The following is a 20,791-nucleotide window of genomic DNA, read 5'->3' on the forward strand; positions in this document are numbered from 1 at the left end:
GCCATGACCGCCGAACGCGGTCCTCTTATTTTGGTCGACGCCCACGGTTATCTTCACCGGGCGTACCACGCCCTGCCGCCCCTCAACAACTCCCGGGGCGAACCCGTCGGCGCCCTCTACGGTTTCGCCCGCATGCTTTTGAAAATCCTCAAGCAAGAAAAGCCCGCGCGGCTGGTGGTCTGTTTCGACTCCCCCGGCCCGACCTTCCGCCACAAGGCTTACCCCGAATACAAAGCCCACCGCAAACCCATCGAGGACGCTTTGAAGTTCCAACTGCCCCTGGCGCGGGATTTGGTGGAGGCCTGGGGATTGGCCCAGGCGGCGGTGCCCGGACACGAGGCCGACGACCTCATCGCGACGCTCGCCCACCGGGGCGCCCAAAAAAAATGGCCGGTCGTGATCGTCACGGCGGACAAGGACGCCCTGCAACTGGTGGGCGGTCCCGTGACGGTGTTTAACGAATCGCGGGGCGTGCGCTACGACCCGGCGGCGGTGGAGCAAAAGTACGGCCTGACGCCCGGCCAGCTCCTCGATTTCTTCGCGCTCACGGGCGACGCGTCGGACAACGTGCCCGGGGTGCCCGGGGTGGGGGAGAAAACCGCCACGGCGCTCCTTCAAAAATACAAGACCCTCGATGGGATCTACAAACACCTCGACGAGGTCAAAGGCGCGCTCCGGGACAAATTGCGCGACCACGAAAGAGACGCCCGGATGAGCCGCGACCTGGTGACCTTGGACACCGACGCCCCGGTGGAATTGGATCTGGACGCGGCGCGGCCCCCGGCCGTCCCCCCGCCGTCCCTGACGGATTTCCTTCGACGGTGGGAGTTCAACAGCCTTTTGCCGGAATTGAACACCGCGCCCGTTCCCTCGACGCCCGAGGCTCCTCCCGCTCCCGTGGCCGCGCCCCGCCGCGTGCGGGTGGTGTTGACGAAGGATGAATTAAAGGCGTTGGTGGCCCGGGCGCGCAAGGCCGAGGAACTTTCGGTCGACGTGGAAACCACGGGCACGGACACCGTCGACAGCCGCCTCGTGGGCATCGCCCTGGCTATGGCCCCCGGCGAAGGCTGGTATGTTCCCATCGGCCACCGGGCGCTGGGGGATCCCGTCCAACTTCCCTTTGAAGAGGTCCGCGCCGCGCTCAAGGACCTTTTCATCGACCCGGCGCTGCCGAAGGTGGGGCAGAACCTTAAATTCGACAGCCAGATCTTGGCGGCGGCGGGCCTGCCCCTCTCGCCTTTGGCCTTCGACACCCTGGTGGGCTCCTATTGCCTCCACCCGTCCCGGCCGAACCACGGTCTCAAGGCGCTGGCCCTCGATTTGCTCGGGGAGGCCATGACGCCCATCGGGCAACTGATCGGGACCGGGGCGAATCAGATCGGCATGGACCAGGTGAAAGTGGAGGACGCCGCCCCCTACGCCGCCGCCGACGCCGAGGTCACGCTCCGGCTCGCGGCGCTCATGAAGACCGACTTAAAGGAAAAGGGCCTCGAAAATCTTTTCCACGAGGTGGAAATGCCCCTGGTGCCCGTCCTGGCCGGCATGGAGACGGCGGGCATCGGCCTCGACGTGCCCTACCTGGAGGGGTTGGCCAAGGAGTTCGGCCACGCCCTCCTCGCCGTCGAAAAAGAGATCCACGCCTTGGCGGGCGGTCCCTTGAACGTCAACTCGCCCAAGCAACTGGCCCAGGTGTTGTTTGAAAAATTGAAACTGCCGGTGGTGCGGAAAACCAAAACCGGATTTTCGACCGACGAAGAGACCCTGCAAAAACTCGCGCCCCAACACCCGCTGCCCGAGCGGATCCTCGTCCACCGGGAACTGGCGAAGCTCAAGAGCACCTACATCGACGGCCTGTTGGAAACCGTCAAGCCCTCGGGGAGGGTGCACACCCGCTTCAACCAGGCGGGGACGGCCACCGGGCGGCTGTCCTCCTCCGACCCCAATCTGCAAAACATTCCCATCCGCACCGAGCACGGGCGAAAGATTCGGCGCGCCTTCGTCCCCGCGAGCGGGTGCGTTTTCCTTTCGGCGGACTACTCCCAGATCGATCTGCGGGTGTTGGCCCACGTGTCCGGCGACCCGGCCCTCACGGCGGCTTTCCGCCGGGGGGAGGACATCCACGCCGCCACGGCGCGCGACATTTTCGGCCTCGCCGCGGGCGCTCCCGTGACGGAGGACCAGCGGCGGGTGGCCAAATCCGTCAATTTCGGCATCGTTTACGGGCAAACGGGGTTCGGGCTGGCGCAGCAGCTGGGCCTGCCCATCGGCCAGGCCCAGGCCTACATCAACGCCTATCTGGACAAGTACCACGGCGTGAAAAAATGGATCGCCGCCATCGTCGAGGAAGCCCGGGCGAAGGGGTATGTGACGACCCTGCTCAACCGGCGGCGCTATCTGCCGGAGATCAAGGCGGCCAACGCCGCGGTGCGCGCCTTCGCGGAACGCACGGCCATGAACACGCCCATCCAAGGAACCTCGGCCGACATCATCAAGGTCGCCATGCGCGATGTCGCCCGCCTCATCGAAAAAAAAGGCTGGGCCGCGCGCATGCTGCTGCAGGTGCACGACGACCTGTTGTTCGAGGTGCCCCGCGATGAGCTGGCGACGGTCGCGGAGCCCCTGCGCAAAGCCATGGAGTCGGCGCTGGCCCTGGACGTCCCCGTGGTGGTGGATTTGAAAACCGGCCCCAATTGGGCCGACATGACGAAGCGCCGTGCCTGAATTGCCCGAGGTGGAGACGGTCCGCCGGGACTTGGCCGCCCTGTTGCCCGGCCGGACCGTCACGCGGGTGGAGGTGCCGGACCCCCGCGCTGTCCAAGGGTTCGGGCCCGACGGTCGGGCGCGCCGGCGGGAAACGCCCGCGGCCTTCGCGGCGGCCCTGTTCGGCCGCACCGCCCGGGAAGTCCTGCGGCGGGGCAAATATTTGGGCGTGCGCTGGGACGATGGGTCCGCCCTCTTGGTCCACCTGCGCATGACGGGTCAATTGATCTTCGGACCGCCCCGCCCCAACGCCCGGGCGCTGATTTTCTTTTCCGATGGAAGCTGCCTCAACTTTTGCGACACGCGGCGGTTCGGCGAGCTTTGGCGGGCGGCCGATTGGTCGGCCGACCCGTCCGTGCGGGCGCTGGGCCCCGAGCCCCTGGGGGACGGCTGGGACGTGGCGGCCTGGGGCCGGTCCTTGCGGCGGTGCGGCGCCCGGGTCCAGTCCGCTCTCTTGGACCAGCGGCGGCTGGCCGGTCTCGGCAACATCTACGTCACCGAGGCGTTGTTCCTGTCGGGGGTCCGGCCGACCCGGCGGGCCCGGACGTTGCGGTCGGCGGACATCCCGGTCCTGGCCGCCAACATCCAAAAAGTGTTGAATCAAGGGATCGCCCACCGGGGGGTTTCCTTCCGGGATTACCGCGACGCCCGGGGCGAACGGGGCCGGGCCCGGGAGAAACTGGAAGTCTACGGAAAAGCGGGCCGCCCCTGCCCGCGCTGCGAAACGCCCCTGCGCGGCGTGAAAGTCAACGGCCGAGGAACCGTTTACTGCCCCCAATGCCAAAAGTGAAAGCCCCTTTGCGAAGCGGTCCGCCCGTCGTCGTCGGTTTGACGGGGGGCCTCGGCGCCGGGAAATCCACGGCGCTGGATCTCCTCGCGGCCCGGGGCGCGGCCGTGTTGAGCGCCGACGCGGTCGTGCGGACCGCGTTGGAAAGGAACCCCGGGGTGCGTCGGCGGGTCGCGCGCTTGTTCGGGCCCGCTGTGCTTGGACCCTCGGGCCGTCCGGACCGGGCGCAGGTCGCGGCGGTGGTGTTTCGGGACGCGCGCGCCCGGTCCGCCCTGGAGCGGATTTTGCACCCCGTCGTCCGCCGGGTTTTTCGGAAACGCCGCCACGCCCACCGGCGGGGCTGGCTGGTGTTCGAAGTGCCGCTGCTGTTTGAGGCGGGCTTCGACCGAGGGGTGGACAAGACCCTCGTCGTCTGGGCCCCGGCGCGGGTCGTGCGGGAGCGTTTGGCGCGGTCCCGGGGCTGGGGGGCGGCGGAGGTCCGGCGCCGTTTGTCCGCGCAGATGCCCCCGGCCGAAAAGCGTCGCCGGGCGGATCTCGTTCTGGTCAACGACGGAACCCGGGCGGCTTTGCGCGCCGCCGTGAATGATTTGATCGCCCGGGAAATGCGCTAGAATAACGAAACCAAATTTTCCTTTAAGGAGAGACCCATGACCATCCACAACGTCACGTTGATTCCCGGCGACGGCACCGGGCCCGAAATTTCCGCCACCGTCCAGCGCGTGCTGGAAGCCACGGGCGTCAAAATTGCCTGGGACGTCGTTGAGGCGGGCGCCGACATCGCCGAAAAAACCGGCACGCCCTTGCCGGAGAACGTGCTGGCCTCCATCCGAAAAAACAAAGTCGCCTTGAAGGGGCCCTTGACCACCCCCATCGGGACGGGGTTCCGCTCCGTCAACGTCGCCCTGCGCAAGGAGCTGGATCTCTACGCCTGTTTGCGGCCCTGCAAGTCCTACAAGGGCGTGCGCTCCCGTTACGAAAACATCGACCTGGTGGTCGTGCGCGAGAACACCGAAGACCTCTACGCCGGGGTGGAATACGAGGCGGGGTCCATGGAGGCCAAGGAAATCATCGGCTGGGCCAAGGGCAAGATTTTTCCGGACGCGGCGATTTCCATCAAGCCCATTTCCCGCACGGGCACCGAGCGGATCGTCAAATTCGCCTTCGATTACGCCGTGGCCCACAAGCGGCGGAAAGTCACGGCGGTGACCAAGGCCAACATCATGAAATACACCGACGGCCTCTTTTTTAAAGTGGCCCAGGAAGTCGCCAGGCAATACCCGGGCATCGAATACGAGGAGCGGTTGATCGACAACATGTGCATGCAGTTGGTCCAAAAGCCCGAACTCTACGACGTGATCTGCCTGCCCAACTTGTACGGCGACATTTTGTCGGACCTGTGCGCGGGGCTCATCGGCGGGCTCGGCATCGCCCCCGGCGCCAACCACGGCAAGGAGATCGCCCTCTTCGAGGCCGTGCACGGCTCCGCGCCAAAGTACAAGGGCATGAACAAGGTGAACCCCACGGCGGTCTTGTTGTCCGGGGTGCTCATGCTCGAGCACCTGGGGGAAAAAGCCGCCGCGCAAAAACTCGAAGCCGCCATCGCCGCCGTCATCGCCGAGGGGAAAAGTGTGACCTACGACCTCAAGCCCGCGCCCACGGACCCGACGGCCGTCGGCACCAAGGAAATGGGCGACGCCATCATTCGAAAATTGCGAGGGTAAGCCTTTTGGAACCCGGGGGGAAAGGGTCGGGGAAAGCGCGAACCGGGATTCGCAACGGCGTTGTCTTTTGCGAAACGGCGGAAAACGATCCCGTCCGGCTGCGGGCGCTTTTCAAGGACCTGGATCCCGACACGCGGTGGGTCGTCCTGCGTCTGCACGACGCGACCTACCTTCGGGAAGGGCGCCGCGCGGATTTCCCGCCCGGGGTCAACGCCGTCTCGGTGGCCTGGGAGGAAGCCCCCCGCCCGCGCGCGGCGATTGTGGATGTTCACGGGCGGTCGTTGACGGGGCCGGATCCCGCGCCGGCGCCTCCTCTCCCCCCGAAGGAGGACGTGGAATCCTTCGCCCAGCGTCTCCAACCGTTGAGTTTTAAATTCAAAGCCGGGATCCCCTGGGACACGACCGTGACTTACACGGCCGCCGAGGGGTGGCGGTCGGAATACCTGCCTTAACCTGTTACTCTCGGTTGAGCGCAAGCCATTTCAAGTTAACATCCCCCGAGTGGAAGGAGCATCGACCGTGGAAGAACTGACCTGCTTAATTGTGAAACCCGACGGCGTGGGCAAGGCCGTGGTGGGGAAAATCATCGATCGGTTGGAGAGCGAAGGTTTTCGATTGACCGCGATGCGCCTGGTCCGCCCAACGGCGGAACGCATGGGGGAGTTTTACGCGGAGCACCAAGGGAAGCCCTTTTACGAGGGGTTGCTCAAGTTCATCACCTCGGGACCCGCCGTGGTCATGGCCTGGCGGGGGGAGGATGTCGTGCGGCGCGCGCGCGCGCTCATCGGCGCCACCAACCCCAAGGCGGCGGCCCCCGGCACCCTGCGCGCCCAATGGGGCACCGACAACCGGCGGAACCTCATCCATGGGTCCGATTCCCCGGCCAGCGGCGCGCGGGAAACGGCCTTTTTCTTTTCGGCGGAGGATTTGGCGCCCTACGACCCGCAACGCTGGGCCGCCCCCGACATGGCCCCGTCGGCGTAGGGGGAATTAAACCGAAACGACTTGGATTTTGGGGTCGACCATCCGCTGGAGCAGGTTTTGGATGGCGAAGAGGGTGCCGGCGCTGGCGCTGGGGCAGCCGCCGCAGGCGCCTTGGTAGTGGACCGAGAGGATGTTGTCCGAGAAGTCGACGACCTGAAGCCCTCCGCCGTCCCCGGCGAGCGCGGGCCGGACGTTTTCATCGATCACCGCGTTGATGCGCGCCAGGATGTCCTCGCCGCCGGCGGCGGTTTCGGACGCCGCGGGCGCCGCCGGTTGGGCCTGCGCCTCCAGGACGGCGCGGATCTTGGGTTCGAGCGCGGCCCAGTCCCCGTTGGGGAATTTGGTCACCGTGACAAAGCGGTCCAGGAGGAACACCGAGGCGACCGGGCCCGCGGCGAAGAGCGCCTCGGCCAGGGGGTGCCCCTGGGCGGCGGCCGCGTCCTCGTAGGATTTGGCGCCGCGATCAACGAGCCGCGCGTCGGCGATGAACTTGAGCGCGTCCGGATTGGGTGTGGCCTGCACTTCGATGATTTTGATCATAGTCCGCCCTGGTTTTGTTTCCTTCTATTATAGAAAAAACAGAACGGGGCTTGACAGGGCGCGTGGCGCGTGTATAATGACGGCGTTTCCTCCTCGGTTGTCCAAAATCGCCGTTCGCCGCGCTCCCCGCTGAAACACCCGGACCGACGCAGAACGCCCACCGAGGGCAAACACACAGACTCAACTTGGATCAATCAAACCCCACACCCCGACCGCGAAGGGATTTTCGTTCGGCGCGTTTTGCGCGAAACGAGCGGCGGCATTACAACGGACCCCCCCGTCCTCCGAAGGAGACCTCCATGGAAAATCACCCCTCGAATCCCCACCCCGCCCCCGGCACCGCCGCGGGCATTCCCGGCGGCGCGCCCGCGGGCGGCAACGTCCCGTCGCGCCACCTCAAAGCCGCGGTGCTGTCCCGCGCGCCCATGGGCGAATTGATGAAACTCGCCGAGGATTTGAAGGTCTCCGTGGCGGGCATGCGCCGTCAAGAAGTCATCGCCCGCCTTTTGGAAGCCCAGGCGCGCGAATCGGGCGAGTTGGTCCGCCAGGGGGTCTTGGAGGTCCTGCAAGACGGGTTCGGCTTTTTGCGAAGCCCGGATTACAACTATTTGCCGGGGCCCGACGACATCTACATCAGCCCCAGCCAAATCAAAAAGTTTGCCCTGCGCAAGGGCGACACCGTCGCCGGCCAGGTGCGACCGCCCAAGGACCAGGAACGATTTTTCGCCCTGCTCCAGGTGCACTCCATCAACGGCGACCCGGTCGAGAAGGCCATGCACCGTCCGCTCTTCGACAACCTGACCCCGCTCTACCCCCAGACCCGCTTGAACCTCGAAACAAAAAAAGAAGAAACGAACACCCGGGTTCTGAACCTCGTGGCCCCCATCGGCAAGGGCCAGCGTGGGTTGATCGTCGCGGCCCCGCGCACGGGCAAAACAATCTTCCTTCAAAAAATCGCCAACGCCATCACGGAGAACCACCCCGAGGTGTCCCTCATCGTGCTCCTGATCGACGAGCGCCCCGAAGAGGTCACGGACATGCAGCGCTCGGTCAAGGGCGAGGTCATCAGCTCGACATTCGACGAGCCCGCCGACCGGCACGTGCAGGTCGCCGAGATGGTCATTGAAAAGGCCAAGCGCCAAGTGGAGTGCGGCAAGGACGTGGTGATCCTGTTGGACTCCATCACGCGCCTGGCGCGCGGCTACAACACGGTGACCCCGTCGTCGGGCCGCGTGCTGTCGGGCGGTTTGGATTCGAACGCCCTGCAGCGCCCCAAACGCTTTTTCGGCGCCGCCCGCAACATCGAGGAGGGCGGCAGCCTCACCATCGTGGCCACGGCGCTGGTCGAAACCGGCAGCCGCATGGACGACGTGATCTTCGAAGAATTCAAAGGCACCGGCAACATGGAGGTCTACCTCGACCGCAAGCTCGCCGACCGCCGCGTGTTCCCCGCCATCGACATGCACCGCTCCGGGACCCGCAAAGAGGAGCTGTTGCTCAGCCCCGACGAGCTCAACAAGGTCTGGATCCTGCGCAAGGTGCTCTCGACCATGACCCCCGTCGACGCCATGGAGCTGTTGATCGAAAAGATCTCCGCCACCAAATCCAACAAAGACTTCCTGCGTTCCATGGAAGTCTCGAGCATGGACAAATAAGCTTGAAATCGGCGCGTCGGCGGCTTATCCTTAAAGGGATGAAGAGACCGACGGACCTGTTGTACGGCGCCGTGTTGCTCGCGGCCGCGCTGGTGGCCTTCCTGGCCACCGGGGGCGGCGCGTCGTTCCCGGTCAGCGCGGGCCCGACGGCGTCGTTTTCGGACGCCCTGCTTTTGACGTCCGCGCCCTCGCTGCCCGGCCCCACCGCCGACACCTTCGCCGCCCTGGGCAAGTTGGGCCGCGTGGTCGTCGGGCAATACGAGGTGCGGGACACGGACACGCTGTCCTCGGTCGCCAAGACCTTCGGCTCGGGTCCGGACTATCTGCGCAGCACCAACCGTCTCGCCTCGGTCAACCTCCCCCCCGGCAAAACCCTCCTGGTGCACAACGGGCTCGGCATGCTTTACCAGGTGCGGGAGAAGAACGGCCGGCCCGAGTCCCTCCAGGACATCGCCAAGCGCTACAACCTCAAGCCCGAGTCCGTCGCGCGGGCCAACGGGCTCTCCGGCGTGTCGCTCTTGTCCGGGGCGTGGCTGGAGGCCGGCAGCGTGTTGTTCCTCCCCACGGTGAGGCTCCGGTTTTCCGATTACATTTTGCCGGTGGCCTGGTCCCGCGGCCAACGGATGATTTCCTCGGGCTACGGCATGCGGCGCCACCCCATTTCCCGGACGCGGCGGTTCCATCAGGGGCTCGACATGCCCCGGCCGGCCGGGTCGCCCGTGCGCAGCGCCCGGGAAGGCCGCGTCATTTTCGCCGGCTGGCGCGGGGCCTACGGGCGGTTGATCATTTTGAAGCACGCCAACGGAATTTGCACCTGGTACGGCCACCTTTCCACCATCGATGTGCAAGCGGGCGACAAAATCAAACAGGGGCAGTTCATCGGCCGGGTGGGCAGTTCCGGCCAGGCCACCGGCCCCCACCTCCATTTCGAGGTGCGCGACCGCTACGGCAACACGATGAACCCCAAAAAGTATCTGTTTTAGCGGCGATTTTAAGCTATAATACCGCCTTCGGTTTCCCCGAACCCTTCCGGGCCCGGGGTTTTTCTTTTTGAATCAATCACAGCGAGGTTGAAATGAAAGACGGCATCCACCCCAACTATCAACAGGTCACCGTGTCCTGCGCCTGCGGCAGCACCTTCGTGACCCGCTCGACGGCGAAACAGGTTCGCCTGGAAATTTGTTCCCAGTGCCACCCGTTCTACACGGGCCGGCAGAAGCTCTTGGACACCGCGGGGCGCGTGGAACGCTTTGAAAAGCGCTACGCCTCCACCGGTGGAAAAACCGTCGCCCGCAAGCCCGTCGCCCGCAAGGCGACGGCCCCCGCCAAAGCCGGGGCCAAAAAGGCGGAAAAAGTGTTGCGCAGCACCCCCAAGCCGGGCCTCAAAGTCAAAACCGGCAAAGTGGAAAAACCAAAGGCGGCCAAAGCGCCGGCCAAGGCCGGTTAGCCCATCCGGTTTCCTGAACGCCCCCGGCGACGGGGGCGTTTCTTTTTCGTGCGGACCGCATGAACCCGAAATTCCTTCAATTGGAGGAGCGACACCGGACCCTCCAGGACCGTTTGGCGGAATCCGCGGGCCGCAACGCCGCCGACTTCCTAACCCTCGGGCGGGAATTCAAGCGCCTCGAATCCGCCGTGGCAAAAATCGGCGCCCTGCGCCGCGTGGAAGCGGATCTGGCCCAGGCGGCGACCCTCCTCCAATCCTCCGAAGCCGACCTCCGCGCCCTGGCGGAAGAGGAGACCCGCGCCCTGGAAGACCGTCGATCCGTCTTGGAAAAACAGTTGGAGGAATTCCTGATCCCCCGGGACCCCCGCGACGACCGCGACGGCATCGTCGAGATCCGCGCCGGCACGGGGGGGGACGAGGCGGCGATCTTCGTGGGCGACCTCTACCGCATGTACGCCCGTTACGCCCAGGACCGCGGCTTCGCCCTGGAGCCCTATTCCTCCAGCCCGACGGGCCTGGGGGGCTACAAAGACATCACTTTCGGCATCAAAGGCGACGGCGCCTACGGCGTGTTCAAATTTGAAAGCGGCGTTCACCGGGTCCAGCGGGTGCCCGCGACCGAAGCGTCCGGGCGGGTGCACACCTCCACCGCCACGGTGGCCGTGTTGCCCGAAGCGGACGAAGTGGACGTCTCCATCAACCCCGTCGACCTGCGCATCGACGTGTACCGGGCGTCCGGCGCCGGCGGCCAGCACGTCAACAAAACCGAGTCGGCCGTTCGCATCACCCACTTGCCGACGGGGGTGGTGGTGGCCTGCCAGGACGAGCGCAGCCAGATGAAAAACCGCGCCAAGGCCTTAACCATGCTCCGAGCGAAGCTCTACCAGGCGGAGCAGGAACGCCTGGAAGCGGAACGCCGCCACCTGCGCCGCGCGCAGGTGGGGACGGGCGAGCGCCACGAAAAAATCCGCACCTACAATTTTCCCCAGGACCGCATCACCGACCACCGCATCAACGAGAACTTTCACAATCTGCCCCGTATCCTGGAGGGGCACATGCAAGACATTCACGGCGCCCTCGCGAAAGCGGAGAAAGCGGAACGGCTGGCCCAGTTGGATCTGGCGTGACCCCCGCCGTCCTCGACCGCCGGGACGTGGCCGGCGTGTTCGAAGAAACCGCCCGATCCCTGGCGGCCGCGGGGGTGTCGAACGCCCGGGGGGAAGCCCGTGAAATCGTGGCCCGCGCCGGCCGGTTTTCCCGCGCCGCGATCGACGCCCGGGGCGCCGACCTCTGGCCGGCGGAAGCCGAGGCCGCGCGCGCCGCGTTGGCGGCGCAGCGGGCGGCGGGTTGGCCCCTGGCGTACCTGCTGGGGGAATGGGATTTTCGCGACACGACCCTCACGGTGACGCCGGACGTGCTCATCCCCCGGCCGGAAACCGAGGAACTCTTCGACCGCGTGGAGCGCGCCCTCGGGGCGCGGCCGCCGCGGCGGGCGGCCGACATCGGCACGGGGGCGGGCGGCTTGGCCATCGCCTTGGCGCGTCGGTGGCCCGCGGCGCAAGTGACCGCGGTGGATGTCTCGGTGGCGGCCCTCGCGGTGGCCCGCTGGAACGCCCGGCGCTGGGGCGTGGAGGACCGCGTGGATTTTCTTCGGGGGGATCTGGCGGCGGGTATGCCGCCGGCGTCCTTCGACGCGATCGTGGCCAATTTGCCGTACGTCGCGGTGGGGGAATGGGCGGGTTTGAGTCGCGAAGTCCGTCGGGAGCCGCCGTTGGCTCTCCTCGCGGGGGCGGACGGGCTGGCGTTGTTTCGGCGTTTCGCGCCGCAGGCCGCGGCCGCCCTGGTTCCGGGCGGGCGCGTGTTCCTGGAGACGGGTCGCGGTCAAACCGCGGCCGTGGCGGGGCTGTTGGCGGCGGCGGGGTTTCGGGATGTTTGGATGGAAAACGATTTTGCCGGGGTGGACCGGTTCGTGGGAGGCGCGCGATGATTCGTTTGGACGGGTTTGTCATCAAGGGCGGACGGCGGCTGAAGGGCACCGTCCGGGTGTCGGGGTCCAAGAACGCGGCGTTGCCGTGCCTGTTCGCCGCGTTGTTGACGGACGAGGAGGTCGTGCTGGACAACGTGCCCGACCTGCAGGACATCCGCACCGCCGTCAAGCTTTTGGAGAAACTCGGGAAAGCCGTCGTCTGGACCGGCGACCGCGTCGAAATCCGCAAGCGCGGCGCGCTGCGCGCCCAGGCCCCCTACGATCTGGTCCGGCGGATGCGGGCCAGCGTTGTTGTCATGGGCCCGTTGCTGGCCCGTCTGGGACGCGCCGACGTGTCGTTGCCCGGCGGTTGCGCCATCGGCGCCCGGCCCGTGAATTTCCACCTCAAAGCCTTCGAAGCCCTCGGCGCCGAGGTCACGGTCAAAGAGGGATACATTTCCGCCCGGGGCCGATTGACCGGCCGGCGGGTGCGTCTGCCGTTCCCCAGTGTGGGCGCGACGGAAAATGTCCTCATGGCCGCCGCCCTGGCGCGCGGCCGCACCGTCATCGAGAACGCGGCCCGGGAGCCGGAAATCGGCGACCTCGCGGCCATGTTGACCGCCATGGGCGCCCGGATTGAGGGCGTGGACACGGACCGTTTGACCGTCGCCGGTGTGGAGCGCCTCGGGGGGTGCCGCCACCGGGTGATCCCCGACCGGATCGAGGCGGGCACGTTCCTGGTGGCCGCCGCCCTCACCAAGGGCCGGGTGACCCTCACCCGCGTCGCGCCGTCCCATCTGGACGCCGTGATCAAAGCCCTTCAGCGGGCGGGGCTGCGCATCGAAACCGCCGGGGATCGCCTCACCGCCCAATGGGTCAAACCCCTCAAGCCGGTGTCGATTCGCACCCGGGTCTACCCCGGTTTCCCAACGGACATGCAGGCCCAGTGGATGGCGCTCATGACGCTCACCCGCGGCCGCAGCGTCATCGAAGAGGATATTTTTGAAAACCGGTTTTTGCACGCCCAGGAGCTCACGCGCATGAGCGCCCGCATCGACATCCGCGGACACCGCGCCGTGGTGGAGGGCGTGCCGGCCCTGTCCGGCTGCCCTTTGATGGTTTCCGACCTGCGCGCCGGTGCCGCCCTCGTGTTGGCGGGGTTGGCGGCCCGGGGCACGACGAAAATCCTTCGCGTTTATCATCTGGATCGGGGCTACGAGCGGCTCGAAAAAAAGTTGCGCGCCCTGGGGGCGAACGTGCGGCGGGTGCCGCAATGAGGTTCCTTTTGGTTTTGGCGGTGATCGGGACGCCCGGGTTTCTGCGGGCGCAAGAGGACTTGGCGGGGCCGATGGTGTCGACGTCGCCTTACTCGGACGTGGAGGGCGCCGCTCTCGAGGGGCCCAACGAGGACGTGGTTATCGTGGCCGCGCCGCCGCCGCGGCCCGCCTGGATGAGCAAAGCGGAGGGCCTGATGGCCGAGGGCGCGGCGGCCCAGGCGGAAGGGGACCCGCGCGCCGCGCGGCGGGCCTACGCCCGCGCCCTTAAATTGTTCGCCGACAAGGCGGACGACGCCTCCGTGCTGGACGCGCGACACCGCATCGCGTCCCTTTGGGCGATTCCCAACCCGGATTCCGCCGCGGGGGCGGACGCCGCCGCGGAACCCACGACGACCATCGTCCCGACCTTTCTCGGCGGGCCCGGGCCGGAGGGCGGCCCCCACAATTACCAGTTCGTGGTCTCCCCCGAAGACCCCTTGGTCCAAAAGTACGTGGCGTTGTACACCGGTCCGCTCAAGGAGCGCACCCAGGCCGCCCTCGATCGCATGGCGGTCCACCAGGAAATGATTCTCAAGACCCTGCGGGCGGAGGGCCTTCCTGAGGAGCTTTTGTACTTGCCCATCGTCGAGAGCGAATACCAACCCTTCGCGGTGTCCCGCGCGGGCGCGGTGGGAATGTGGCAGTTCATGCCGACGACGGCCCGTTACGCGGGTCTCAAAGTGAACTATTGGATCGACGAGCGCCGCGACCCCGTCAAATCCACGCGGGCGGCCGTCAAGGTTTTGAAAAGCTTGTTCGAGTGGTTCGACGCCTGGTCCCTGGCCCTGGCCGCCTACAACCGGGGCATGTACGGTATCCAGCGGGATTTGGAGTTCACCCGATCGACCGATTTCAACGCGTTGTCGAAGCGTCAGGGCCTGCCCAAAGAAACGGAACACTATGTTCCCAAAATGATGGCGATGGCGATCATCGCGCGGGATTTCGCCTCCCACGGTTTTCGCCCCCCCGACCCCCGCCGCCGGCCGGCGCCCGACGAAGTCATTTTGGAAAAGCCGTTGGACCTGAAAGTGGCGGCGGGCGCGGCCAAGACCACCGAAGACATTCTGCGGGAATTGAACCCGTCGGTGCGCCTCTGGTGCACGCCCCAGAACGAGAGCGAATTTGTTTTCCGCGTGCCCGCCGGGACCAAGGGCCGTTTCTTGGAGGCGCTCGCCCAAATCAAAGACTGGACCCCGTCCCCGGGCGTCGTGCGGTACAAAGTGCAGAGGGGGGACGTGCTCGGGCGCATCGCCCTCAAATACCGCACCACCGCCTCCGCCATCCAACGCGACAACAAGATCACGAACCCCAACCGGGTCCGCCCCGGGCAGGTGCTGGTCATCCGCCCCGGCCGCGGGTTCAAGGGCGATTGATGGACGAGATCCGGTTCGGCACCGACGGTTGGCGCGGCCGAATCGCGTCGGAGTTCTCCTTCCGCAACGTCCGCCGCGCGGCCGACGCCTTGGCGCGGGTGTTGCCGCCGCGGTCGCGCGTGGCCCTGGGGGGGGACCATCGCTTTTTGTCGGAGGAGTTCGCCCTTTCGGCGGCGAATGTGTTGGCGGCCCGGGGACACCGTCCCATCCTGGCGGACGGGCCCACCACGAGCCCCGCGCTCTCCTTTGCCTTGAAGGGATTGCGGGCCGCCGCGGGGGTGATGATCACCGCGAGTCACAACCCGCCCGTGGACAACGGGTTTAAAATCAAAATTCCGCCGGGCCGATCCGCCCCGCCGGAATGGACCGCGCGCCTGGAAAACGCTTTGACCCCCGAGGACCCGATCGCCCCCCCGGGGCCCATTGAGCGGTTTCCCATCCTGGACGCCTACGCCACGGGACTTCTGGCCCGCCGCGACCCGACGTTGTGGAGGGGGAAAAAATTTCCCGTGGTGGTGGACGCCATGCACGGCTCGGGCGGGCGGGTGTGGGCGCGTCTGTTCGCGGCGATGCGGTGGCCGGGGACCCTCTTGCGGGACAACCGGGATCCGCTCTTCGGCGGAACGCCGCCGGAACCGATTGAAAAGAACTTGGCCCCCCTCATCGAGGCCGTGCGCGCGCGCAAGGCGGCCCTGGGTCTCGCTCTTGACGGGGACGCCGACCGGTTGGGGGTGGTCGACGAGACGGGGACGTATTTGCCCCCGCACACGGTGTTCCCTTTGCTCCTTCAGCATTTGACCGAAAACCGCCGGCTCAAGGGCGCCGTTGTCCAGGCGGTGTCGTTGGGGTACGTTTCCGAACGCCTCGCCCGGGCGAAAGGCTTGCCCTGGGGGGAGGTGCCCGTCGGGTTCAAGCACGTGGCCGACGTCATGGGAAAAAAGCGGGTCCTGTTGGGCGGCGAAGAATCCGGGGGCTACGGCGTGGGCCTCTGGACCCCCGAGCGGGATGGGGTTTTGATGGGACTCCTGCTGATGGAATTGGTCACCGCCGCCGGACGCCCCCTTTCGGTGTTGGTGCGCGAACTGGCCGCCGCCCACGGCGCATCGTCCTTTCAGCGCGCGGACACGCCGCTGCGCGCGCCGGTCGCCGACAAGAACCTTTGGACGGAGGCGGTGTCCAAGCGCGTGCCGGAGAAATTCGCGGGCCGTGTCGTGAAAGAGCGACGGACTTTGGACGGGTTGAAAGTCGTCTTCGACGACGCGTCCTGGGTTTTGTTGCGGCCCAGCGGCACGGAGCCCCTGTTGCGCGTTTACGCCGAGACCCCGGATTCCGCCCGGACCGCCCAGTTGGTGGCCAAGGCCCAGGAGTGGGCCGCGGTGCGCGCGTGAGGCTTCGACGGAAATTCGACAGGAACGGCCGATTTGATGCAAGCGAACACCGCGTTTTTCTGACGTGGAAGGGCTTGCTTATTAAAGGTTTCAGCTTATACTAATAGAAGATGCGGACGGACCGCGACCGTTGGGAGGACGGCCGCGCGGGCCCCTTGACCGAGGAGAAGGTTCAATGAATCATCGAGCGGGAAAGAAAGGGAGGACGCGGTGTCCCTAGTGGAACCCCAACCTCTCTTTTTGTCGTCTTCGGGCCGGGGTCGCGGGGCCCACGCTCTGGCCATTCTCGCCGGGCCGGCCGGCCTTCCGCTGTTCTCCATCCTGCTTTTGTGGGCGATGATCCGGTCGCCTTTCCCCGCCGTGCACCTCTACCCGTTGTTCGTCGTGTTGTCGCTCGGCCTTTACCTGCTCGCCGGTCTCGGTTGGGCTTTCGGGGCGACGCTCGTGGCCACGGCTGTCGGGTTCGTGGGCTTCTTTTTTTCATCGGAAACGTGGGCCCGACCGATGTACGCCCTGGGCGCGGGCCTCGTGTGGGGGATTTTCTGGGTGCTCGCCCGGTTCGACCGCAAGCGGCACCTGTCGTGGAACCGGTTCCACGAAGAATGGGACGGGTTGGAACTGGAATTGTCCCGGTTGAACGCCGACCTGGAATCCTCCCGTTCAATCATCGAGGACAACCGCGCCCGGATCAACGCCTTCGACCGGCTTCAACTGTTCACCGATGATCTCATCGGTCCTTACCACCGCGACGAGTTGTTGCAGCGCGCCCAGGCGGGTCTGGGCACCATGTTCCCCAAAGGCCGCGTCACCCTGCACCTTTTTCCCAAGCCCGACGCGCCCGACCCGTCCGACGATTGGGGGATGAAGGTGTTGCAGTGGGGCCAACCCCGTCTGCTGGCCTCGCGGACGTCGACCACCCCGAGTTGGGAACCCGGTCTTTTCATCTGCCTGCCGGTCAAGGGGCGGGAGAGTTTTCTGGGGTGGATCGGGATTGAATCCAAATCGACGGAAACCCCCCTGCGCATTCACGACCTGCGGCTGGCGTCCATCGCGGCCGACCTGATCTCGCTCGCCCTCGGGAACACGGAAAAATACAGCCAGACCGAGGCCCTCGCCATTTCCGACGAGCTCACCGGCATCTACACCCGGGGGTATTTCAACGAGCGCCTGCAGGAGGAATTCGGCAAGGCGCGCCACAACAGCCGGCCCTTCGCCCTGGTGCTCCTGGACATCGACCACTTCAAAAAAGTCAACGACGCGCACGGCCACCACATGGGCGACGAGGTCCTGCGCTGGCTGGCGCGGCTGGTGACGGCGCAGGCCCGGGAAACCGATTTCGTCGCCCGCTACGGGGGCGAGGAGTTCGTCATCATCATGCCCGCGGCCCGGGGCACCGACGCCCTGCGGTTCACCCAACGCCTCATCAAGACCATCGCCGGCACGCCCTTCCGATGGGGGCAGAAGAAAATCAAGATCACCGTGTCGGCCGGGGTGTCGAGTTTGAAAGACGAAGTGCCCTCGGAAGAGGAATTGCTGCGACGGGCCGACGAGGCCCTCTACGCCGCCAAGAACGCGGGCCGCAACCGGGTGTGCGCCTATGCGGATTGACATCGGGTTGACGCACGCGTTGTTGTTCTGGGGCACGGTGCCCGTGCTGTGGGGGTGCGTGCTGTACCGGGACGCGCGGTGTTTTTTCGTCGCCGGGGTGTTCAGCTTTTTGGCCGTGATGCACGCCTCGCTGGGCGGCGGGGGCGCGGTGGACCTGGCGATCCATTTGGCGGCCTACGGGGCGGGCGTGCTGGTCCCCCTCTTTTTCCGCCGGGCGCAGACCCAAATCGAACGCGAGTTTTCCCGTCGGCGCACGGCCCTCCTGGACCAGCGCGCCAAAGCCGCGCAACGGCACGAAGCCGTGCTGAAAGAAAAGAACGCCCTGCAGGACGACTTGGAGCGGTTGCAGAACCGCTTTGCCCTGGTTCAAGTGATGGCCACCAAGCTCGAAGCGGGGGAAATCCTGCAAACGCTGGGCCACATGTGGAAGAAACGGACCGGGGTGAAGGGCTGCCTCATCCTGCGCAAGCAGCTCAACGGCAATTGGAGCACCGCGTTCACCGACGGGCATTTCAACGCGCAGGACTGGGTGCGGGTGCTCGCCTCTTACCCGTCGATCGCCCGTTCGCGCAACATCCGGCGCTACACCGGCTCCAGCCGCCAGCTGGTGCTCCCCGGGCAGCCGTTCGGATCGACGTGCCTGCTCGTGCCGTTCAACTGGGACAAGGACATCCTCGCCATGGGCATCGTGGAGGTGGAGCCGCAGCGCCTCCAGGACTCGACGGAAGGATTCAACATCGAGCGGAAATTGGTGTCGATCGGCTTGCGCCGGGCCGATCTTTACGATTTAATGACGGAGCGCAGCCGCTTCGACGCCCTGACGGGGGCTTTCCTCCGGCGGAGCCTCACGGAGCGGCTGGAAGACGCCCTGCGCAAGAGCCACCGGTACAACACGCCGATGTTCTTCGCGCTCATGGACATCGACCACTTTAAAACCCTGAACGATCGCTGGGGCCATCTGGTGGGGGACAAGGTATTGATCCACCTGGCCCACGTCATTCGACGGCTCGCGCACCCGGGCATCACGCTGGGGCGCTTCGGCGGCGACGAGTTCGCTTTGATCTTGGAAATGGAGACCGTGACGGAAGTGTTCACCTGGTTCGAACGTTTGCGGCAGGCGGTGGCCGAATCCCCCCTGCGCGATCGGGAAGCGATGATTCGGTACACCCTGAGCGCGGGGGTCAGCGCCTACATGCCCGACCGGCCCCCGCTGTCGGAGCTGATGGCCCAGGCGGACCACGCCCTCTACCAAGCCAAGAAAATGGGCCGCGACCGGGTGGTGCTGTGGAAAGCGCCGGGCAGTCCCTCGTCCAGCCGGAAAACCGTGAGCGTCTGATCCCATGTCCCGCGTCGTCCTTCAAAACGTGTCGAAGTGGTACGGCCTCGTTCCCGCGCTCGAAAACGTGAGCCTCGAGGTGGAGGACCGGGAGTTGTTCGTGCTCGTCGGTCCCTCCGGGTGCGGCAAGACGTCCTTGTTGCGCCTCATCGCGGGCCTCGACGACGTGACCGAGGGAAAAATCCAGATCGATAAACGCGTCGTCAACCACGACCCGCCCAAGGCGCGGAACGTGGCCATGGTTTTCCAAAACTACGCCCTTTACCCGCACATGACCGTCCTGGACAACATGGCCTTCGGTCTGCGCATGCGGGGTTACTCCGAGGAGGAGATCCAGACGCGCGTCCGCCAGGCGGCGGAAATGCTGGAGCTCCTGCCCCTCCTCAACCGCAAGCCCAACGAAATTTCCGGCGGCCAGCGCCAGCGGGTGGCCGTGGGGCGCGCCATCGTGCGCAAGCCGCGGGTGTTCCTCTTCGACGAGCCTTTCAGCAACCTGGACGCCAAAATGCGCGTGGAAACGCGCGGGGAACTTTTGCGGCTCCACCAGCGGCTGCAGACCACCATGATCTACGTGACCCACGACCAAGTGGAGGCCATGACCCTGGGCGACCGCATCGCCGTCCTCAAGGACGGCGCGATCCAGCAGGTGGGAAAGCCGCTGGAGCTTTATCGGCGGCCGAAGAACCGGTTCGTCGCCGAGTTCATCGGCAGCCCCTCCATGAATTTTTTCAACGTGACGATCCTCGACCGGGGGGACAGCCTGTGGTTGGACCAGGGCCATTTTCAATTGAAGTTGCCGCCGCGGTTTCGACGGGCGGGCGGTTTGAAGGACGGCATGGAGGCCCTGCTGGGCGTGCGTCCGGAGGACATCCACGACCGGCTTTTCCAAACCGGGGCCGTGACCGAGGGAAACACGGTCATCGCCATCGTCCAGTTGGTCGAGCCGGTGGGCGCGGAGACCCACGTCCACCTGGAGGCCGGTGGAACGCGCTTCTTGGCGCGGGTCCACGCGGACAACCCCCTCGAAATGAACCAGCCCATGGAACTCGTTTTCGACCTCGACAAAATCCACATCTTCACGCGCAACGGCAAGGAACGCCTCGCCCCCGAACCATGAAGAGACGGGTCTTTGCCGTGGCCGCGTGGAACACGGCGCGGATTCGGTTCTTGGCGGTCGCCGGCCTTCTCTTGTTTGAATGCGCGCTCCCCCGCACCGTCGCCGCCGCGACAAAGCCCCGCGTTTGGGCGCGTGTCCCCGAAGGCATGGTGGAATACAACAAAGAAGAAATTTTCGTTCCCGCGTTCTCCATCGCGACCGACGCGTGGGTGGAGAATCCCGACGACCCCCCCTGCCCGGTCCCGACCGTTGCCCAATACCTCCGGGCCGCCCGGCATGCGGCCATTCGGCCGAGCGACGCTTTTGAATTCCTTCAAACGCCCCCCGAAGACGCGTGCACCTGGAACCGGGAGGTGTTGGAGGCCGAGGGGATCGACGGACACGTTTATTTCGCGGGCCTGGGCGCCCACCGACCCCGGGAACTGGAGTTTACCGCCGGGGGGGCGGCGGCCCGGGACTCCGTTTCCAAAATCCATTCAAACATCTACAGTTTCTGGGGCGAAGAGTACAAGCCGTCACCGCGGAAACGGCGTTGCGTGGACAACGGGACCGGCGCGTTTATCCCTGCGGTTGTCACCGGGGACGGCGCCGAGCTGAAAACCCGGCGGGACGACGCCTCCCGAACAAAAATGACGATCCCCCCGGGTTCCCAAGTCGGCGTCATCCACAGGGAGGGGGAATGGGTTTTCATCGAGGCCGCCGGGGTCCACCCCTGCCAACCCGACCCGGCGTGGACGACGTTCAAAGATTTCGGTTGGATTCATCGGGCCCTTTTGAAATAGGACCCGGCGGG

19 protein-coding genes are annotated in these 20,791 nt (G+C 66.0%); 18 read left to right on the forward strand and 1 reads right to left on the reverse strand.

Going from position 1 to position 20,791, the window contains the following annotated elements; all coding sequences use genetic code 11:
• The first annotated feature begins 3 nt into the window (after positions 1 to 3).
• From polA to ndk, 6 genes are all read left to right on the forward strand, one after another.
• Positions 4 to 2,721 carry a DNA polymerase I gene (polA, locus tag IPI56_02500; protein MBK7544614.1) on the forward strand — a complete coding sequence of 906 codons (2,718 nt, stop codon included), beginning with the start codon at positions 4 to 6 and terminating at the stop codon, positions 2,719 to 2,721.
• A complete protein-coding gene (gene mutM, locus IPI56_02505; GenBank protein ID MBK7544615.1) occupies positions 2,714 to 3,550 on the forward strand; it encodes a bifunctional DNA-formamidopyrimidine glycosylase/DNA-(apurinic or apyrimidinic site) lyase in 837 nt (278 codons plus the stop codon). Before polA ends, mutM begins: the two co-directional genes overlap by 8 nt.
• Positions 3,538 to 4,158 carry a dephospho-CoA kinase gene (locus IPI56_02510; GenBank protein MBK7544616.1) on the forward strand — a complete coding sequence of 207 codons (621 nt, stop codon included), beginning with the start codon at positions 3,538 to 3,540 and terminating at the stop codon, positions 4,156 to 4,158. The genes mutM and IPI56_02510 overlap by 13 nt, the downstream gene beginning before the upstream one ends.
• 36 nt (positions 4,159 to 4,194) lie before the next feature.
• Complete coding sequence (locus IPI56_02515; protein ID MBK7544617.1) at positions 4,195 to 5,268, forward strand: isocitrate/isopropylmalate dehydrogenase family protein; 1,074 nt, start codon at positions 4,195 to 4,197, stop codon at positions 5,266 to 5,268.
• A gap of 5 nt (positions 5,269 to 5,273) precedes the next feature.
• The gene (locus tag IPI56_02520) at positions 5,274 to 5,720 is read left to right on the forward strand and encodes a hypothetical protein (GenBank protein MBK7544618.1); all 447 of its coding nucleotides are present in this window, start codon (positions 5,274 to 5,276) and stop codon (positions 5,718 to 5,720) included.
• Between the two features lie 67 nt (positions 5,721 to 5,787).
• The gene (ndk, locus tag IPI56_02525) at positions 5,788 to 6,252 is read left to right on the forward strand and encodes a nucleoside-diphosphate kinase (protein ID MBK7544619.1); all 465 of its coding nucleotides are present in this window, start codon (positions 5,788 to 5,790) and stop codon (positions 6,250 to 6,252) included.
• A 6-nt stretch (positions 6,253 to 6,258) separates the two neighbouring features.
• Here the strand turns inward: ndk and IPI56_02530 are convergent, their stop codons facing one another.
• A complete protein-coding gene (locus IPI56_02530) occupies positions 6,259 to 6,792 on the reverse strand; it encodes a NifU family protein (protein MBK7544620.1) in 534 nt (177 codons plus the stop codon).
• Positions 6,793 to 7,091: 299 nt separating this feature from the next.
• Here IPI56_02530 and rho point away from each other — a divergent pair, with 299 nt between their 5' ends.
• The 12 genes from rho to IPI56_02590 all read left to right on the forward strand — a co-directional run bounded on the left by rho (position 7,092) and on the right by IPI56_02590 (position 20,780).
• Entirely contained in the window at positions 7,092 to 8,447 is a 1,356-nt protein-coding gene (rho, locus tag IPI56_02535; GenBank protein ID MBK7544621.1) for a transcription termination factor Rho, read from the forward strand.
• Between the two features lie 38 nt (positions 8,448 to 8,485).
• Entirely contained in the window at positions 8,486 to 9,430 is a 945-nt protein-coding gene (locus IPI56_02540; GenBank protein ID MBK7544622.1) for a M23 family metallopeptidase, read from the forward strand.
• 92 nt (positions 9,431 to 9,522) lie between these two features.
• The gene (gene rpmE, locus IPI56_02545; GenBank protein ID MBK7544623.1) at positions 9,523 to 9,894 is read left to right on the forward strand and encodes a 50S ribosomal protein L31; all 372 of its coding nucleotides are present in this window, start codon (positions 9,523 to 9,525) and stop codon (positions 9,892 to 9,894) included.
• A 59-nt stretch (positions 9,895 to 9,953) separates the two neighbouring features.
• Positions 9,954 to 11,021, forward strand: coding sequence for a peptide chain release factor 1 (prfA, locus tag IPI56_02550; protein MBK7544624.1), 1,068 nt, complete (start codon positions 9,954 to 9,956; stop codon positions 11,019 to 11,021).
• Positions 11,018 to 11,881 carry a peptide chain release factor N(5)-glutamine methyltransferase gene (gene prmC, locus IPI56_02555; GenBank protein MBK7544625.1) on the forward strand — a complete coding sequence of 288 codons (864 nt, stop codon included), beginning with the start codon at positions 11,018 to 11,020 and terminating at the stop codon, positions 11,879 to 11,881. Before prfA ends, prmC begins: the two co-directional genes overlap by 4 nt.
• A gap of 5 nt (positions 11,882 to 11,886) precedes the next feature.
• Positions 11,887 to 13,137, forward strand: a complete 1,251-nt coding sequence (gene murA / locus IPI56_02560; GenBank protein ID MBK7544626.1) for a UDP-N-acetylglucosamine 1-carboxyvinyltransferase — start codon at positions 11,887 to 11,889, stop codon at positions 13,135 to 13,137.
• Positions 13,134 to 14,549 (forward strand): transglycosylase SLT domain-containing protein, encoded by a 1,416-nt coding sequence (locus IPI56_02565; protein MBK7544627.1) that lies wholly within the window; start codon positions 13,134 to 13,136, stop codon positions 14,547 to 14,549. The genes murA and IPI56_02565 overlap by 4 nt, the downstream gene beginning before the upstream one ends.
• On the forward strand, positions 14,549 to 15,937 hold the full coding sequence (locus IPI56_02570; GenBank protein ID MBK7544628.1) for a phosphoglucomutase/phosphomannomutase family protein: 1,389 nt from the start codon (positions 14,549 to 14,551) through the stop codon (positions 15,935 to 15,937). Before IPI56_02565 ends, IPI56_02570 begins: the two co-directional genes overlap by 1 nt.
• A 210-nt stretch (positions 15,938 to 16,147) precedes the next feature.
• Positions 16,148 to 17,545, forward strand: coding sequence for a GGDEF domain-containing protein (locus tag IPI56_02575; protein ID MBK7544629.1), 1,398 nt, complete (start codon positions 16,148 to 16,150; stop codon positions 17,543 to 17,545).
• Positions 17,535 to 18,881 (forward strand): GGDEF domain-containing protein, encoded by a 1,347-nt coding sequence (locus IPI56_02580; GenBank protein ID MBK7544630.1) that lies wholly within the window; start codon positions 17,535 to 17,537, stop codon positions 18,879 to 18,881. Before IPI56_02575 ends, IPI56_02580 begins: the two co-directional genes overlap by 11 nt.
• 4 nt (positions 18,882 to 18,885) lie before the next feature.
• Positions 18,886 to 19,998 carry a sn-glycerol-3-phosphate ABC transporter ATP-binding protein UgpC gene (gene ugpC / locus IPI56_02585; GenBank protein MBK7544631.1) on the forward strand — a complete coding sequence of 371 codons (1,113 nt, stop codon included), beginning with the start codon at positions 18,886 to 18,888 and terminating at the stop codon, positions 19,996 to 19,998.
• On the forward strand, positions 19,995 to 20,780 hold the full coding sequence (locus tag IPI56_02590; protein ID MBK7544632.1) for a hypothetical protein: 786 nt from the start codon (positions 19,995 to 19,997) through the stop codon (positions 20,778 to 20,780). Before ugpC ends, IPI56_02590 begins: the two co-directional genes overlap by 4 nt.
• Positions 20,781 to 20,791: the final 11 nt, after the last annotated feature.

The sequence above is a fragment of the Elusimicrobiota bacterium genome (genome assembly GCA_016706425.1).
Taxonomy (GTDB): domain Bacteria; phylum Elusimicrobiota; class Elusimicrobia; order FEN-1173; family FEN-1173; genus JADJJR01.